This is a genomic window from Planotetraspora phitsanulokensis (assembly GCF_016863295.1).
Classification (GTDB): Bacteria; Actinomycetota; Actinomycetes; order Streptosporangiales; family Streptosporangiaceae; genus Planotetraspora; species Planotetraspora phitsanulokensis.
In genome coordinates, this window is record NZ_BOOP01000001.1 from 205,333 (window position 1) to 219,542 (window position 14,210).

General features: G+C 68.6%; 15 protein-coding genes. 6 read left to right on the top strand and 9 right to left on the bottom strand.

Annotated elements, in window-relative coordinates; genetic code table 11:
- The first annotated feature begins 94 nt into the window (after positions 1-94).
- Complete coding sequence (locus tag Pph01_RS00960; RefSeq protein ID WP_373315605.1) at positions 95-3,136, top strand: bifunctional [glutamine synthetase] adenylyltransferase/[glutamine synthetase]-adenylyl-L-tyrosine phosphorylase; 3,042 nt, start codon at positions 95-97, stop codon at positions 3,134-3,136.
- A gap of 179 nt (positions 3,137-3,315) precedes the next feature.
- Complete coding sequence (locus Pph01_RS00965) at positions 3,316-4,824, top strand: hypothetical protein (RefSeq protein WP_204071322.1); 1,509 nt, start codon at positions 3,316-3,318, stop codon at positions 4,822-4,824.
- A gap of 65 nt (positions 4,825-4,889) precedes the next feature.
- On the opposite strand, the gene Pph01_RS00970 is transcribed toward Pph01_RS00965, so the two are convergent.
- The 3 genes from Pph01_RS00970 to Pph01_RS00980 form a co-directional block, all read right to left on the bottom strand.
- Positions 4,890-5,600: an alpha/beta fold hydrolase gene (locus Pph01_RS00970; RefSeq protein ID WP_204070961.1), complete on the bottom strand. Its 711-nt coding sequence runs from the start codon at positions 5,598-5,600 to the stop codon at positions 4,890-4,892.
- A gap of 42 nt (positions 5,601-5,642) precedes the next feature.
- Complete coding sequence (locus Pph01_RS00975) at positions 5,643-6,080, bottom strand: ester cyclase (RefSeq protein ID WP_204070962.1); 438 nt, start codon at positions 6,078-6,080, stop codon at positions 5,643-5,645.
- Positions 6,081-6,357: 277 nt separating this feature from the next.
- Entirely contained in the window at positions 6,358-6,915 is a 558-nt protein-coding gene (locus Pph01_RS00980; protein WP_239116325.1) for a helix-turn-helix domain-containing protein, read from the bottom strand.
- 53 nt (positions 6,916-6,968) lie between these two features.
- On the opposite strand from Pph01_RS00980, the gene Pph01_RS00985 reads away from it, so the two are divergent.
- Complete coding sequence (locus Pph01_RS00985) at positions 6,969-8,273, top strand: alpha/beta hydrolase (protein WP_204070963.1); 1,305 nt, start codon at positions 6,969-6,971, stop codon at positions 8,271-8,273.
- A gap of 77 nt (positions 8,274-8,350) precedes the next feature.
- Here Pph01_RS00985 and Pph01_RS00990 read toward each other — a convergent pair whose 3' ends face one another.
- Entirely contained in the window at positions 8,351-8,737 is a 387-nt protein-coding gene (locus tag Pph01_RS00990) for a nuclear transport factor 2 family protein (RefSeq protein ID WP_204070964.1), read from the bottom strand.
- Positions 8,738-8,867: 130 nt separating this feature from the next.
- On the opposite strand from Pph01_RS00990, the gene Pph01_RS00995 reads away from it, so the two are divergent.
- The 3 genes from Pph01_RS00995 (at position 8,868) to Pph01_RS01005 (ending at position 10,721) form a co-directional block, all read left to right on the top strand.
- Positions 8,868-9,467, top strand: coding sequence for a TetR/AcrR family transcriptional regulator (locus Pph01_RS00995; protein WP_204070965.1), 600 nt, complete (start codon positions 8,868-8,870; stop codon positions 9,465-9,467).
- Between the two features lie 42 nt (positions 9,468-9,509).
- The gene (locus Pph01_RS01000; RefSeq protein ID WP_239116326.1) at positions 9,510-9,869 is read left to right on the top strand and encodes a VOC family protein; all 360 of its coding nucleotides are present in this window, start codon (positions 9,510-9,512) and stop codon (positions 9,867-9,869) included.
- 180 nt (positions 9,870-10,049) lie between these two features.
- Entirely contained in the window at positions 10,050-10,721 is a 672-nt protein-coding gene (locus Pph01_RS01005; RefSeq protein WP_204070966.1) for a hypothetical protein, read from the top strand.
- Positions 10,722-10,787: 66 nt separating this feature from the next.
- Here Pph01_RS01005 and Pph01_RS01010 read toward each other — a convergent pair whose 3' ends face one another.
- The 5 genes from Pph01_RS01010 to Pph01_RS01030 all read right to left on the bottom strand — a co-directional run bounded on the left by Pph01_RS01010 (position 10,788) and on the right by Pph01_RS01030 (position 14,095).
- Positions 10,788-11,255: a hypothetical protein gene (locus Pph01_RS01010; RefSeq protein ID WP_204070967.1), complete on the bottom strand. Its 468-nt coding sequence runs from the start codon at positions 11,253-11,255 to the stop codon at positions 10,788-10,790.
- 501 nt (positions 11,256-11,756) lie between these two features.
- Positions 11,757-12,518: an ABC transporter permease gene (locus Pph01_RS01015; protein ID WP_204070968.1), complete on the bottom strand. Its 762-nt coding sequence runs from the start codon at positions 12,516-12,518 to the stop codon at positions 11,757-11,759.
- Positions 12,515-13,351, bottom strand: a complete 837-nt coding sequence (locus Pph01_RS01020) for an ABC transporter ATP-binding protein (RefSeq protein ID WP_204070969.1) — start codon at positions 13,349-13,351, stop codon at positions 12,515-12,517. Before Pph01_RS01020 ends, Pph01_RS01015 begins: the two co-directional genes overlap by 4 nt.
- Before the next feature lie 19 nt (positions 13,352-13,370).
- Positions 13,371-13,763 (bottom strand): DUF1048 domain-containing protein, encoded by a 393-nt coding sequence (locus Pph01_RS01025; protein WP_204070970.1) that lies wholly within the window; start codon positions 13,761-13,763, stop codon positions 13,371-13,373.
- A gap of 2 nt (positions 13,764-13,765) precedes the next feature.
- Complete coding sequence (locus tag Pph01_RS01030; protein WP_204070971.1) at positions 13,766-14,095, bottom strand: PadR family transcriptional regulator; 330 nt, start codon at positions 14,093-14,095, stop codon at positions 13,766-13,768.
- Positions 14,096-14,210: the final 115 nt, after the last annotated feature.

Genomic DNA, 14,210 nt, shown 5'->3' on the forward strand with positions numbered 1-14,210 from the left:
ACCGTGTGCGCGGTTGCGAGCGCGGCTGATCCAGGCGAGGAGGCTTTCATCCCATGTGTACCGTTACGGGGAAAGCTCACCGCGGGAGGCCGGCGTGATCGACGCCGGCATCGAGGAAGGAACGGTTAACACGGCGCCCCGGATCCAGACCACAGCCGGCCGCCTGGCCGCCCTCGGCTTCGCCGACGGTGCGCGGGCCGAGCGGCTGCTCGACGCGCTCGGCCCCGAGGCCGTGGGCGACTTCGACCTGCTCGACGACCTCGTCGCGGCGGCCGACCCCGACCTCGCGCTGAGCTCGGTGGCCCGTCTCGTCGAGCGCGACCCGAGCGTGCTCGGCGCGTTCAGGGACGACCCGGTGCTGCGCCGCAGACTGTTCGGCGTCTTCGGGCTGAGCGCCGCCCTCGCCGACCACGTCGTCCGGCACCCCGGCTGCCTGCGGTTCGTCCAGGCCGCGGAGCGGCCCACCGACCGGGAGCTCCGGGAGGAGTTGCTGCTCGCCGTCGGCGCCGACCCGGAGGACGCCGAGCCGATCGCGGACGGCCCGCCGCCGTCGGCGCCCGAGGCCGGGACGGGAGACAAGGGCGCCGCCCTGGACGCGCTGCGCGTGGCCTACCGAAGCAGGCTTCTGCACATCGCCGGGCGGGACGTGGCGGGCGACGCGACGCTCGCCGAGACCGCCGCCACGCTCGCCGACCTGGCCGGCGCGGCCCTCGACGCCGCCCTCGCCATCGCGAGGGCGGAGACCCCCGACTCCGGCGACGTACGGCTGGCCGTGATCGGGATGGGCAAGTGCGGCGCACGCGAGCTGAACTACATCTCCGACGTGGACGTCGTGTTCGTGGCGGAGCCCAAGGACGGCGTCGACGAGACCAAGGCGCTGCAGACGGCCACCCGGCTCGCCCAGGCGATGATGAAGGCCTGCTCGACCAGCACGCCCGAAGGATCCCTGTGGGAGGTGGACGCCGGCCTGCGTCCCGAGGGGAAGATGGGCCCCCTCGTGCGGACCCTCGACAGCCACCTCGCGTACTACCGCCGATGGGCCAAGACCTGGGAGTTCCAGGCCCTGCTCAAGGCCAGGCCGATCGCGGGTGATCTGGAGCTGGGGCAGGCGTACGTCGCGGCCGTCAACGAGATGGTGTGGCAGGCCGCCGCCCGCCCCCACTTCGTCGAGGACGTCCAGGCGATGCGCCGCCGCGTCGAGGCCCACGTCCGGGCGAGCGAGGCGGAGCGCCAGATCAAGCTCGGGCCGGGAGGCCTGCGGGACATCGAGTTCGCCGTGCAGCTGCTCCAGCTCGTGCACGGCCGTTCGGAGCCCCTGCTGCGGCGCCGCGCGACGCTCTCCGCCCTGGCGGCCCTGTCCAGAGGCGGGTTCGTCGGCCGGGACGACGCCAAGGCGCTGGCCGAGGCGTACACCTTCCTCCGCCAGGTCGAGCACATGATCCAGCTCTACCGGCTGCGCCGTACACACGTGGTGCCCTCCGACACCGCCGATCTCCGCAGGATCGGCCGGGGCCTCGGCATGACCACCGACCCGGTCGGCGAGTTCACCACGACGTGGAAGCGGCACGCGCTCGAGGTGCGGCGGCTGCACGAGAAGCTGTTCTACCGCCCGCTCCTGCAGGCGGTCGCCCGGCTGCCGGAATCCGAGGCCCGCCTGTCGACCGCGGCCGCGACGGCCCGGCTCGAAGCCCTCGGCTACGCGGACCCGGAGGGCGCGCTGCGCCACATCGCCGGCCTGACCAGCGGGGTCTCCAGGCGTGCGGCCATCCAGCGCACACTGTTGCCGGTCATGCTGGGCTGGTTCGCCGACGCCCCCGATCCGGACGCCGGCCTGCTCGGCTTCCGGCAGGTCAGCGACAAGCTCGGGAGCACGCCCTGGTACCTGCGGCTGCTCCGGGACGAGACCGCCGTCGCGGAGCGCCTCGCCCGGGTGCTGGGTACCAGCCGCTACGTCACCGGCATGCTGCTCCACGCCCCCGAGGCGGTCGGGATGCTCGGCGAGACGAGCGAGCTCGCCGTACGGCCCGCGTCGACGATGGCGGGGGAGGCGGCGGCCGCCGTCAACCGCCACGGCGCAGACGCCGAGACCGCCGTCACCGCCATCCGGGCGCTGCGCCGCAAGGAGCTGCTGCGTACGGCTTGCGCCGACCTGTTCGGGCTGATCGACATCGAGGAGGTCGGCGGGGCGCTGTCGTCGCTGAACGACGTGACCATTCAGGCCGCCCTGGACGCGACCATCAACAAGGTCTGCCAGGGCAGGCGGGAGGACTTCCCCACCCGTCTGTCGGTGATCGCGATGGGCCGGCTGGGCGGGATGGAGAGCTCCTACGCCAGCGACGCCGACGTGATGTTCGTCCACGCCCCGCGCCCGGGGGTGGCGGAACGGGACGCCACGGTCGCGGCCCAGACGGTGGCCGAGGAGATGCGCCGGCTGCTCGCACAGCCCGCCCCCGACCCGCCGCTGCAGATCGACGCGGGGCTCCGGCCGGAGGGACGGCAGGGGCCGCTGGTCCGCACGATCGCCTCCTACCGGGCCTACTACGAGCGCTGGTCGTCTCACTGGGAGGCGCAGGCGCTCATGCGGGCCCGATTCTGCGCCGGAGACGCCGAGCTCGGCGCCGAGTTCATGGACCTCATCAACCCGATGCGGTATTCGCCTGAGGGCATCTCCATGGAGGCCGTCAGGGAGATGCGCAAGCTCAAGGCCCGGATGGAGGCCGAGCGGCTGCCCCGGGGCGCCGACCCGGCCCTCCACACCAAGCTCGGCAGGGGCGGGCTCAGCGACGTCGAGTGGGTGGCCCAGCTCATCCAGCTCAGGCACGCGGGCGCCGTACCGGCACTGCGGACGACGCGGACCCTCGACGCCCTGCGGGCCGCGGTGGCGGAGGGACTGCTGGATCAGGCCGACGAAGCCGTGCTCGCGGAGGCGTGGCGGTTCGCCTCGCGCGTCCGCGACGCCATCATGCTCGTGCGCGGCCGGGCCGCCGACAGCATTCCCGGAGCGGTGAAGGAGCGGGTTCTGATCTCCCGGGCGCTCGGATACCCGCCCGACGGATCCGAGGACTTCATCGAGGACTACCGCCGCGCCACCCGAAGGGCGCGGGCCGTCGCGGAACGCCTCCTGTACGAGGACTGAGCGGGCCGGCCTTTTCCCCAATACGCATTTTTCGGGAAATTGTCATGCGGCGTTCGCGTGTTCGTGGGACGATCCGTGAGATATGCGCCGAGCCCTTGGGGCCATCGGTGCCTAAGGGTCAGATCGTGATTATCTGAAGCGTTGCGCCCAGAGGTTGCCACGGTGTATCAACGGTGCGGGTGATCTCATTGATCTCGTATTACGTAGACCTGGCAATCGGTCTCATTCTCGCCTTCCTGTTGTTGTCGTTGCTGGTCAGCGGACTCAACGAGGGCATCGTCAGGCTGCTCGGAATTCGCAGCAAGTTCTTATGGGCATACCTTCGCGACACGCTCGACGGCGCTGAGACCGGGGAAAAGCCCTCACTCTTCATCCGGCTGCTGGAACGGCTGCTCGACATGCTGAAGGGTCTCGGGCGCAGGCTGCGGGCCCCGCTCATGGACCTGTTGCCGCCGTCGGGGGAGGGACGCTCGCGGCTGCCCGCGACCGTGCTCGGCGTGTTCGCCAAGCTGCCCTTCGGCACCGACCCGCGGCCCGCCTTCAGCCCGTTGCCGGCGCCGTCCCAGAGCCCGCCGCTCGCCGCCGCCCCCGACTCGGTCGCGGCGGCGGAGGCCGTCCAGGCGGATCCTGCTCCCGCGGGGGCACCGGCGGGCGCGGCCCCGCCCCAGACCGCCGTCTCCGGGCAGGCGTTGCCGGCGGACGGCACAGGCGACGGCGTCGTCACCGCCGAGATCGATCCGGCGGATCCCGCGCATGGAGCCGATCAGGCCGACGACGAGGAGCGGGCGCCCGCCGCGCAACCGACGGAGAGCGCCACCGCGGCAGCCGAGCCGATCACGGAGCCGGGGGAGAGCGCGGCCGAGCCGGTCGCGCAGCCGGGGGAGGGCGTCGCGGCCCAACCGGTCGCCCAGGTGGTGTCGCCCGGGCAGGGCAAGTCGATGGCAGAACTGCTCCACGAGCGGCTCCAGGAGATCGACCACTCCAGGCGCGGCAAGACCAGCATCGCCGACATCCCGCCGGCGCGCTTCGCCGTGGCGCTCATGGAGATCGCCACCGAGCACGGCGGCGTCGAGCCGCTGATGCGCGACCTCGACCAGCTCAAGAGCCCCCTCTACCGCCCGCTCAAGGCCGTCTGGGACAAGGCCGACGAGGACATGGAGGCATTCCGGCGCGGCGTCGAGGAGTGGTTCGACGGCGAGATGCAGCGGCTTTCCATGCTCTACAAGCGATACGTCCGCTGGGTCGTCGCGCTGCTGTCCCTGGTCGTGACGCTCGGGTTCAGCATGGACGCCCTCGAGTACGGCAAGACGCTGCTCAACGACAACGCCTACCGGAGCGCCGTGACGGCCTTCGCCCAGTCGGGGGAGCAGGCCCTCAAGCCCTTCCAGGACCAGTGCGCGCCGGGCCAGGACACCTACACGTGCGTGACCGAGGTGCTGAGCACCCCGGCCTTCGTCAAGATCTTCGCGAACGCGCCGGTGAGCGTGACCATGAGCAGCGGCGACGACGGCCCGCAGTGGGAGTGGCACGGCGGCGGCTGGTGGGACCGTCTCTCCTCACCCGGCCACTGGCCCGGATTCCTCCTCACCCTGGTTGCCGTCCTGTTCGGGGCCCCCTTCTGGTGGGACATGTTCCGGCGGGTCACCGGCCTCAAGTCCCGCGTCAGCGGCGCCGTCACCAAGCAGTAGGCCATCGCGTGCGGCGGCCGCTCTCCCAATGGGGGGCGGCCGTTTCGCCGGTCCGGGGCGACCACCTAACCGGGCGGAAGGGCAAGGGCGAGGAGTTCCCGGGCGAGGATCTCAGGGTGCGTCACCATCGCGAGGTGACCCACGCCCTCCAGTGTGATCACCTGGACACCGCGCCGACCGGCCAGTTCGGCGGTCTCGTCGAGGATCGGGAGGCCCGCGCAGTGCACGAAGGTCGCGGGAATGGCCTCGCGCGCGGCGTCGTCGACGGCGGGCAGCGGCTCCTCCACCGTACGCCTCGGCACGGGGGTGACCCGCTCCTCCACCCACCGGCGATCACTTTCGTCGTCCATGCCGAAAAGGGCGGGATCCACGGGTGAGGCCATCCAGGGCAGGCCGGGCGGAGACTGGCTGAAGTGCTCTCTCATGAGGGGGATCAGGTCGAACGCCGACTGGCCCGACCGCGGCAGGAGGGCGTCGACGTAGCACAGCCGCCCGATACGCCCGGGGATGAGCCCGCCCGCCCCGGCGATGACCATGCCTCCGTAGCTGTGCCCCACCAGGATCGCGTCGGTCACGTCCTGCTGCTCCATCAGGTCCACGATCTCGCGGATGTGGACCGACAGGCCAAGGTGGGGAGCGGCCAGGTGGCGGCGTTCGGCCATGCCGGCCAGGGTGGGCGCGAACACCCGATGCCCGGCCTCCTCGAGCGCGGGCCGCACGCGCTCCCAGCTCCACCCTCCGAGCCAGGAACCGTGTATCAGCACGTACGTCGCCATGCGTCCCTCATGACCGGTCGTTCCCTATGAGTGACGCATGGCCTACTTGGGGGCCGGTTCCGTCAGGCCCAGGCCGAGCTGGCTGAAGAGCTCGAGCTGGTCGAAGTATTCGCGATGGGTCTGGATCTTGCCGTTCTCGACGAAAGTGGAGCATGTGCTGCGAAGGGTGATGGGCCGGCCCGTGCCTTTCAGCTCACGCCCGTCCGGCAGGAGGAGGGGTCCGGTATGCGTCCCGGTCATGGTCCACTCCGTGACCGCGGGATTCTCGCAGTCGCCGAGTTCGAACCACGGCGTGAGGTGAAGGTCGGGGAAGCTCTTGAACAGCTGCTCGTAGATCCAGGAGATCTGCTCAAGCCCTTCTGCCACGCCTGACGGCGTCACGTAGACGGCGTCCGGACTGTAGCAGTCGAGCACCGCCTGCAGGTCGTGAGCGTTGATCGCCTTGCCCAAGCGGTGTTTGAGATCCCAGTAAGTAGCCATCGAATGCCCCTCGCCGGTGTCGGGGGCCGCCGGCGCCCGTCGATCGGATCGAGATCGGCGCTGCCCCAGCGCCCGATAGGCGCCCGGTTTGAACTAAAAATGACAAATTTATGCTAGCCAGCAGGGAGTCATAGGCAGATTATGGCGGCGTTAGCCGCATACCAAGGAAGATGTCTCGTTTTTCTCATTGGTCATGCCGGTCACATCTCCTCCGCCCACCTCGGTCTGCCGTCCGCGAAGCGCGTGCCCGCCACGGTCCCGGACGGAGACGAGGCATTCAATCCGTCTCGGACTCGGCGGGTGGTTGTTCGATCGGGAAGAAGATCGGGCTGAGCAGATATTGGGTGCGATCCGGCGCCGGCTCATTGGACAGCCAGGGGAGGAGGACGCGACGCAGGTCGCCGATCATCTGTTCCAGTTCGCCGCGGTCGAGCCAGACTGCGTGCTGCCGGTAGCCGACGAGATCCGCCGCCGGGTCGGAGTTCTCGCGGTCGAGGTAGGCGTTGAACTCGGCGGCGAGGACGGCCATCGAGGTGGCGAACACGCGCCGATGGTCGTCGGGCGACAGCGCCGCGACCGCGTCGGCGTCGACGACGATCCGATCGAGGCGGAGCCGGTATCGGCGTTCCACCGCGCCGCGCACACGTCTCTCACCGGCCACTTCCAGGATTCCGCCGGCCGTGAGGACGTCGACGTGCCGATAGACCATGGCCTTCGAGGCGTCGGGGATTCGGGCGCACAGCTGAGCGGTGGTGAGCTCCCGCCCCCCGCGCATCGCGTGCACGATGCGCAGCCGCACCGGATGAGCCAGCAGTTCCAGGCTTTCCACGTGCACAACATTCTCATACCGTGCTACCGTTCGCAAAAAATGAGAATGGTAGGGGCGGAATGACGAGGGAGACGGACCCGGTGGCGGTCGCCACGACGGTCGTCGAGATGGCGCAAAACGGGCGCTACGGGGAAATCGAGGAGGTGTTCGCTCCGCCCCTGCGTGCGGTGGTGTCCGCCGACACACTGCGAGTCGCCTGGGAGGCCCAGATCTCCACAATGGGACCCATCGTCTCGGTCGGGACGCCGATCAGCGAGCCGGCCAAGGCGGGGCTGGTCCGGGTGAGCATCCCGGTGGCGTACGAGCAGGGCGGGCTCACGGTGGTCACGTCGATCGACGAGGCGGGGCTGCTGCAGGGCCTGCAACTCGCCCCCGCACTGACCGCGGAATGGAGCCCGCCGCCCTACGCCCGCGGCAAGCGGTTCGACGAGCACGAGGTCACCGTGGGATCCGGCGCCATGGCCGTGCCCGGGACGATGAGCGTGCCGCGCGGACGCGGCCCCCGGCCCGCGGTGGTGCTGCTCAGCGGCGGCGGGCCATTCGACCAGGACGCCACCAGTGGCCCCAACAAGCCGCTCAAGGACCTGGCCTGGGGGCTGGCCAGTCGTGGCGTGGCGGTGCTGCGCTTCGACAAAGTGACCCACGCCCACGCCGATCAGGTGGCCGCGCAGCCCGGCTTCACCATTCGCGATGAGTACGTCCCGCACGCAGTGGCCGCCGTCCACCTGCTGCAACGCCACCCCGCCGTAGACGCCGCGCGGGTCTACGTGGCCGGCCACAGCGCAGGAGGCAAGGTCGCCCCGCGCGTCGCCGCCGCCGAACCGTCCGTGGCCGGCCTGGTGCTCCTGGCCGCGGACGCCGAGCCGATGCCCCAGGCCGCCGTCCGCGTCGTCCGCCACCTCGCCTCGCTGGATCCGGGTCCCGCCATGCAGGCCGCCGTCGAGATGATCACGCGCCAGGCCGCGATGACCGACAGCCCCGACCTGTCGCCTGACACCCCCGCCACGGACCTGCTGTTCGGCTACACGGCCGCGTACTACCTGGACCTGCGCGACTACGACCCGGTCGCGACCGCCTCCGCGCTCGACAGGCCCATGCTCATCCTCCAGGGCGGCCGCGACTTCCAGGTGACCGTCGCCGACGATCTTTCGCGGTGGCGGGCGGGCCTCGCTCACCGGCCGGACGTCACGATTCGCGTCCACGACGCCGACGACCACATGTTCTTCTCCGGCTCAGGCCCGTCCGCGCCCTCGGATTACGAGTCGCCCCAGCACGTCGATCCGGCCGTGGTCGCCGACATCGCCGGCTGGCTGGCTCCCCGGCAGGGGATGCTCGCCCGGCTCGCCTCCGTCGTCACCCGCTGACCTGTGGCGCCCCGGACGAAGAACCGGCGCGGGGCGTACCCGCCCGCGCCGGTGCGACCGCCTGATTCCGCCCCGAGTCAGCTCAGCGCCTTGCGCATGAGCGGGACGTCGACATAGGACTCCATGCGGACGATCTTGCCCTCGCGCACCTGCCACACGTGGACCTCGGGGACGTCGAAGGGGACGGAGCCGTTCGTGGTCGTTCCCGCGGTCCGGCCGACCTCCACGACGTGATCACCGGCTTCGATGAACCGCTCGAGGGTCACCTTGGAGTCGATGTGCTGGAGCAGCCCGGTGAAGAAGGTGACCGCTCCGTCGTGCCCCTTGTAGTTCCCGCCCCAGGGCAGCAGCTCCGACTGGTAGATCTCGACCTCGGTGTCGAAGAGCTCGGCGATCACGTTGAAGTCGTGCGTTTCGAAGGCGTCGTAGAGCCGCCTGATAATCTCGACGTTGTTTTCGGTCATGGCTGTCCCCCAAGAGAAAACGGGCTGAAGAGAAGACGGTGTAAGGGCCCGGAGAACCGTCACAAGAAGTCTTCAGATCGCCGTCAGGGCGCACAAGTGGGCTCGGGATTGTCGGAAGGAAGCAGCCGCGATGTTCGGAAAACCCGGGCGACCGGCCGAGGATCGGGTCGCCCGTCAGCAGGAGATCTTCCTCGCGGTGGCACCGCTGATCAGCGCGTACGGCGTCAAGGAGATCACCATGGCACGGGCGGCGCGGGCCGCGCGGATGTCGGTCGGCGGCCTGTACCACTACTTCCCGAACAAGCGGGAACTCCTGCTGTTCGGGCTCTCGCCCGCCAACCTCGAACGTCTCTGCTCGACGTTCCGTGACCGGAACGGCCACCTGGCCGAGACCGATCCGCAGGCCTATTTCGCGGCCAGCCTGGACTCGCTGACCGCCGCCGCAGGCGCCTTCGTCACCCCCTCGGTGCTCGCCGCCACCCATCTCGGCGTCGACACGTTCCGCGCCCTCCTCGACGAGGCGCTCGAGACCGAGATCATCGGTCTCGTCGACACCATCCGGATCGTTCATCCGGGCATCGACGACGCGTCCGCGGTCGCCCTCAACCGCGCCCTGCGCCGCCAGTGCGTCAGCGCGCTGCTCGATCCTCAGATCACTTCAGCGGAGCTGCGGGCCCAGCTCGAGGGCCTGGTCGTCGGGTTCGCCGGCATCGCCGGATCGGCCGCGTGAGGGTACGCCGCCGGACCTCCCCTTCGCGGTAGCCTGCACGCCTTGATCCGCGGCCGGTCGCAGGGGCAAGGGGAGAGGATGGGCATTCGCATCAACGGGATTGTCATGGACGCCAACGAACTCGACTCGCTCGCCCGCTTCTGGAGTGAGTTGCTGGACCTGCCGATCACCCGCCGGGAAGAGGACTGGATCAGCCTCGGCCCGGATCTCGCTCTCCAACGGGTCTCCGAGCCGAAGACCGTCAAGAACCGCGTTCATGTCGACCTCGTCGCCGACGATTTCACCGCGGCGACCGCCCGGGCAGCGGAGCTTGGAGCCACCCCGGCGGGAGACATCCAGGAGAACCTCTGGCAGGTCTGGCAGGACCCGGAAGGCAACGAATTCTGCATCTGCAGATCGTGACCTCCCACGACGATCCGGTACGGCCCCGCCGCGCTCGGCACACATCCGGGTAGCCGGGCACACCGGCAAGACGCCGCTCACGGACGACGACGGCGCCCAGACGGGCCCGTCGAAGCCGTCATTCCTAAGGAACTGGGTCCCTCTCCGACCGGTCAGTCGGGTGGGGAGACAATCCGGGACGTGTACTTCAGTGAGCAGGACGAGATGGCGGCCGAGCAATTGGCCGCCCAGGTGTACCGGAGATTGCGCGAGGGCGGCCTTCAGGCCGAGCCGGTAGTAGAGCTCGCCTGTCTGGTGGAGGAGTCCGGCTTGAGCGGCCCCGCCGTACGAGAGATCTTGGAGCGCCGGACGACGGAGCTGACTCCTGCCGATGTCGCCCGGCTCGGACGGGGTCTGCTTGACGCAATGGACTTCGAGCCAGGCTTCGACCTGGAGCCCGGCCGGTGGGCCACCCTGGAAACAGCATTGAAGATCGTGGAACGCGACCTCTACGCCTCAGGAATCGAGGGGGCACTGGGAATCACGATCCCGGACTGGGACGACAGCGGATGCGCGCGGGTGGAGTTCCGCGGCGCTTGCGGCTCACCTCCCATCCGGCCGAGCAGTGGTCGAGACGTCGACCTCGCGATTTCCGATGTCGCTGACGCGGCCCAGGACATCGTCATGGAGCTTGTGTGGGGTGTGTGGCCCACCTGTCCCGAGCATCGGCTTGGCTTACATGCCGCTCTGGTGGAGGGCGTCGCCGTATGGCAGTGCGCAGGTGCGGGCACTCACACTGCGGCCGCGATCGGCGACCTCGGCCTGGGCACTCGCCAGGCTCGTCGTGACCGGTCAAAGCAAGAACGGGCGTGAGACTCGGTCATGTGACCTGGGCCGCGCTGTCGCGACGCATTCTGCGATCTCGCCTCTGCGGCCGTGTCAGCACCCGATGTCCCGCTCACGGCTCGCCCTCACGCCAACGCTGTAGTCCGTCCCGGTGCCGGAGCTGTTGCTGTCAGAAACTCCCACGTTAAGGTACGCGTTGACACCATCAATTTCTTTGGTGAAGCAAGAGTATTCAAATGAGTGCGCGATCGGTTTCCACCCATCTGCCAGGGCGGCCTTTTCATAGAACGGCAGAATCGCGAAAGGCTCGGTTGAACGGTAACCCTGCCAGGCCTGTGCGAATCCGTCGTCGTCGTCGCATCCTGAGTCGCCGTCCGTAAATCTGAAGTCAGCTGGATGGACGTCAAGGATGGGCAGGGCTTTCAAGGTGCCAACGAGCTGTTCGTTGCCTGCTTGGCACCCGGGAACGAGGGTGTTGACGACGATAGCCGCGCTCGCCACCAGACCGGCCAGCACGATGGCGCTCGCAGCGACGATTGCGATGACGACGGGGGGTTTCATGGTCGGGATCGTAGTTGCACGCCGGTCCGGACCATGCTGCCTCTCCATCCCGTTTGGCATATCGACCCACCGCGGAGCGGCGACAGGCCGGCGACAGAGGCGTAAGCACAGCACGACGTGTCCCTGTGCCTGCACCGCGGCAATTGCCCGCCGGGGAAATCAGAGCTCCGGGCAGACGTATTGCCGCTACGTGCCTTGGCTCATGACACGCACACTACGGGCGTGAGTACTTGCCGTCCGGCGTTCCTTGCGCCGGGTCCGCCGGAGGGTGCAATGCGAAAAGCCCGTGGCAAGGTGCAGGACCTTCCCACGGGCTTCGATTTCACGACGTGCGGGGGCTGGGCGATCATCTTCGTCTTCAGGGAGTGATGTCCAGGTATCCGGGGCCTGTGGCAACCCTCGTGCTCATCGCGTTGACCTCGGCTCCAAGCCATCAGCTCTGGTCGTCGTCCGTCATTGTCGGTCGCCTCCGGACGGCCCGCAGACGGCCCACGGTCGGCCCTAGGAGATCCTGCGGCGGTAAGTGACCGTGGCGAAGATGTACGCGACGACGAGGATGCCGACGCACCAGGAGAGGGCGATCCAGATGTCGGTGCCGACCGGCTGCTGGGTGAACAGGTTGCGGATGGCGTTGACGATGGACGTCACCGGCTGGTTCTCGGCGAAGGCGCGCACCGGGCCGGGCATGGTGCCGGTGGGCACGAACGCCGAGCTGATGAACGGCAGGAAGATGAGCGGGTAGGAGAACGCGCTCGCGCCGTCCACACTCTTCGCGGTGAGGCCGGGGATGACGGCGATCCATGTCAACGCCAGGGTGAACAGGATGAGGATGCCGGCGACCGCGAGCCAGGCCAGCACTCCCGCCGACGAGCGGAAGCCCATGAGGAGGGCGACGAGCACGACGACCACGAGCGAGATCAGATTGGCGATCACTGAGGTCAGCACGTGCGCCCACAGGACGGACGACCGTGCGATCGGCATGGACTGGAATCGCTCGAAGATGCCGCCCTTCATATCCAGGAAGAGCCGGAATGCGGTGTAGGCGATGCCCGAAGCGATCGTGATGAGCAGAATGCCGGGCAGCAGGTAGTTCACATACGAATCCGACCCTGAGTTGATCGCGCCGCCGAACACGTAGACGAACAGCAGCATGAAGGCGATCGGCATGATCGTGGTCGTGATGATGGTGTCCATGCTGCGCGTGATGTGGCGCAGGGATCGTCCCAGCAGGACGGCGGTGTCGCCGAAGAAGTGCTTGCTCATCGCTGTTCCTCACTCATCCGTGCCGGCGTCGCGTCATCGTGGGCGTCGCTGTCCTTGCCGTCCTTGCCGCCGGTGCCGACGAGCGTGAGGAAGACGTCCTCGAGGGTCGGCTGCTTCTCGACGTATTCGACCTTGGCGGGCGGCAGCAGCTGCTTGAGCTCGGCCAGGGTGCCGTTCACGATGATCCGGCCCTCGTGGAGGATCGCGATCCGGTCGGCGAGCTGTTCGGCCTCGTCCAGGTACTGAGTGGTGAGCAGCACCGTCGTCCCCCGGCCGGCGAGTTCCTTGACGGCCTGCCACACCTCGATGCGCGCCTGGGGGTCGAGCCCGGTTGTCGGCTCGTCGAGGAAGATGACCGGCGGATTCCCGATGAGGCTCATCGCGATGTCGAGGCGGCGGCGCATGCCCCCCGAATACGTCGATACCTTCCGCGCACCCGCCTCGGTCAGCGAGAAACGCTCGAGCAGGTCGTCGGCGATCGTGCCCGGATTCTTGAGGTGCCGTAACCGGGCGACCAGCACGAGGTTCTCCCGACCGCTGAGGATCTCGTCGACGGCGGCGAACTGTCCGGTGAGGCTGATGGACTCCCGTACGTCCGCCGGTTGCGTGGCGACGTCGAAGCCGTTGACGCTGGCGGTCCCCGCGTCGGCCTTGAGCAGTGTGGACAGGATTTTCACGACCGTGGTCTTGCCCGCCCCGTTGGAGCCGAGCAGGGCGAAGATGCTGCCGCGCGCCACGTCGAAGTCCACCCCGCGCAGCACCCGCAGTTCCTTGTACGACTTCTCCAGGCCCTGCACGCGGATCGGGGGGCTCTGGACCTGATTGGTTGTCATCCGGATATCCGTTCTCTCGTTACGTTTCGTCGCCCGCGGCGCGATCGATGGCGTCGGTCAGCCGTTCCCGCTCCCGGCTGATCCACTGACCCTCGGGGTAGTTCCGGAGAAACTCCTCGGCGAAATCCACGGGGTTTTCTCCGACGACTTCGCGGATCGGGATCCCGTCCGCGGCGCTCTGCTCGAAGAGATCGGCGAGATCCTCCAGCATCGCCAGCAGGCTGTCCGCCTTCCCCGGCCCGAAGTACAACATGTACCGATGCAGCGCATCGATCGCCGTGTGATAGCTCGCGGGAAGCTGCTCCGTGCGCGCCTTGTACTGCCGGTAGCGCTTCTTGTCCTCGAGCGGCCCCGTGAGCACCTCCAGGTACTGCCGGTAGCGGCTCTTCGGCTCGTTCGACTCTTCGGCCATGGCTACTTGCCTCCTTCGCGGAGCTGTTCGAGCCGTTCCGTGAGGAAGCTCCAGGTCCTCCAGAACTCTTCGAGATGCTCCCGACCCTGAGCGTTCAGGGAGTACACCTTGCGCGGCGGCCCCTTCTCGGACGGGACCTTCTCCACGTCGACGAGGCCGCGCTGCTCGATCCTGACGAGCAGCGCGTAGACGGTGCCCTCGGCGATGTCGGAGAAGCCCTGATCCCGCAGCCACGCCGTGATCTCGTAGCCGTACGCGGACCGGCCGAGCAGGATCGCGAGGACCACGCCCTCCAGCGTTCCCTTGAGCATCTCCGTCAGCTGCTTGCCCATGGAACACCTCCCTTCAGCTACTCAGTAATAATGACTACTGGTACATAGTAACGCTGAATAGTGGCGGCGGCGCAAGCCCCACGTGAGACCCGAATGGAAACAGCGCCGGCGGCGC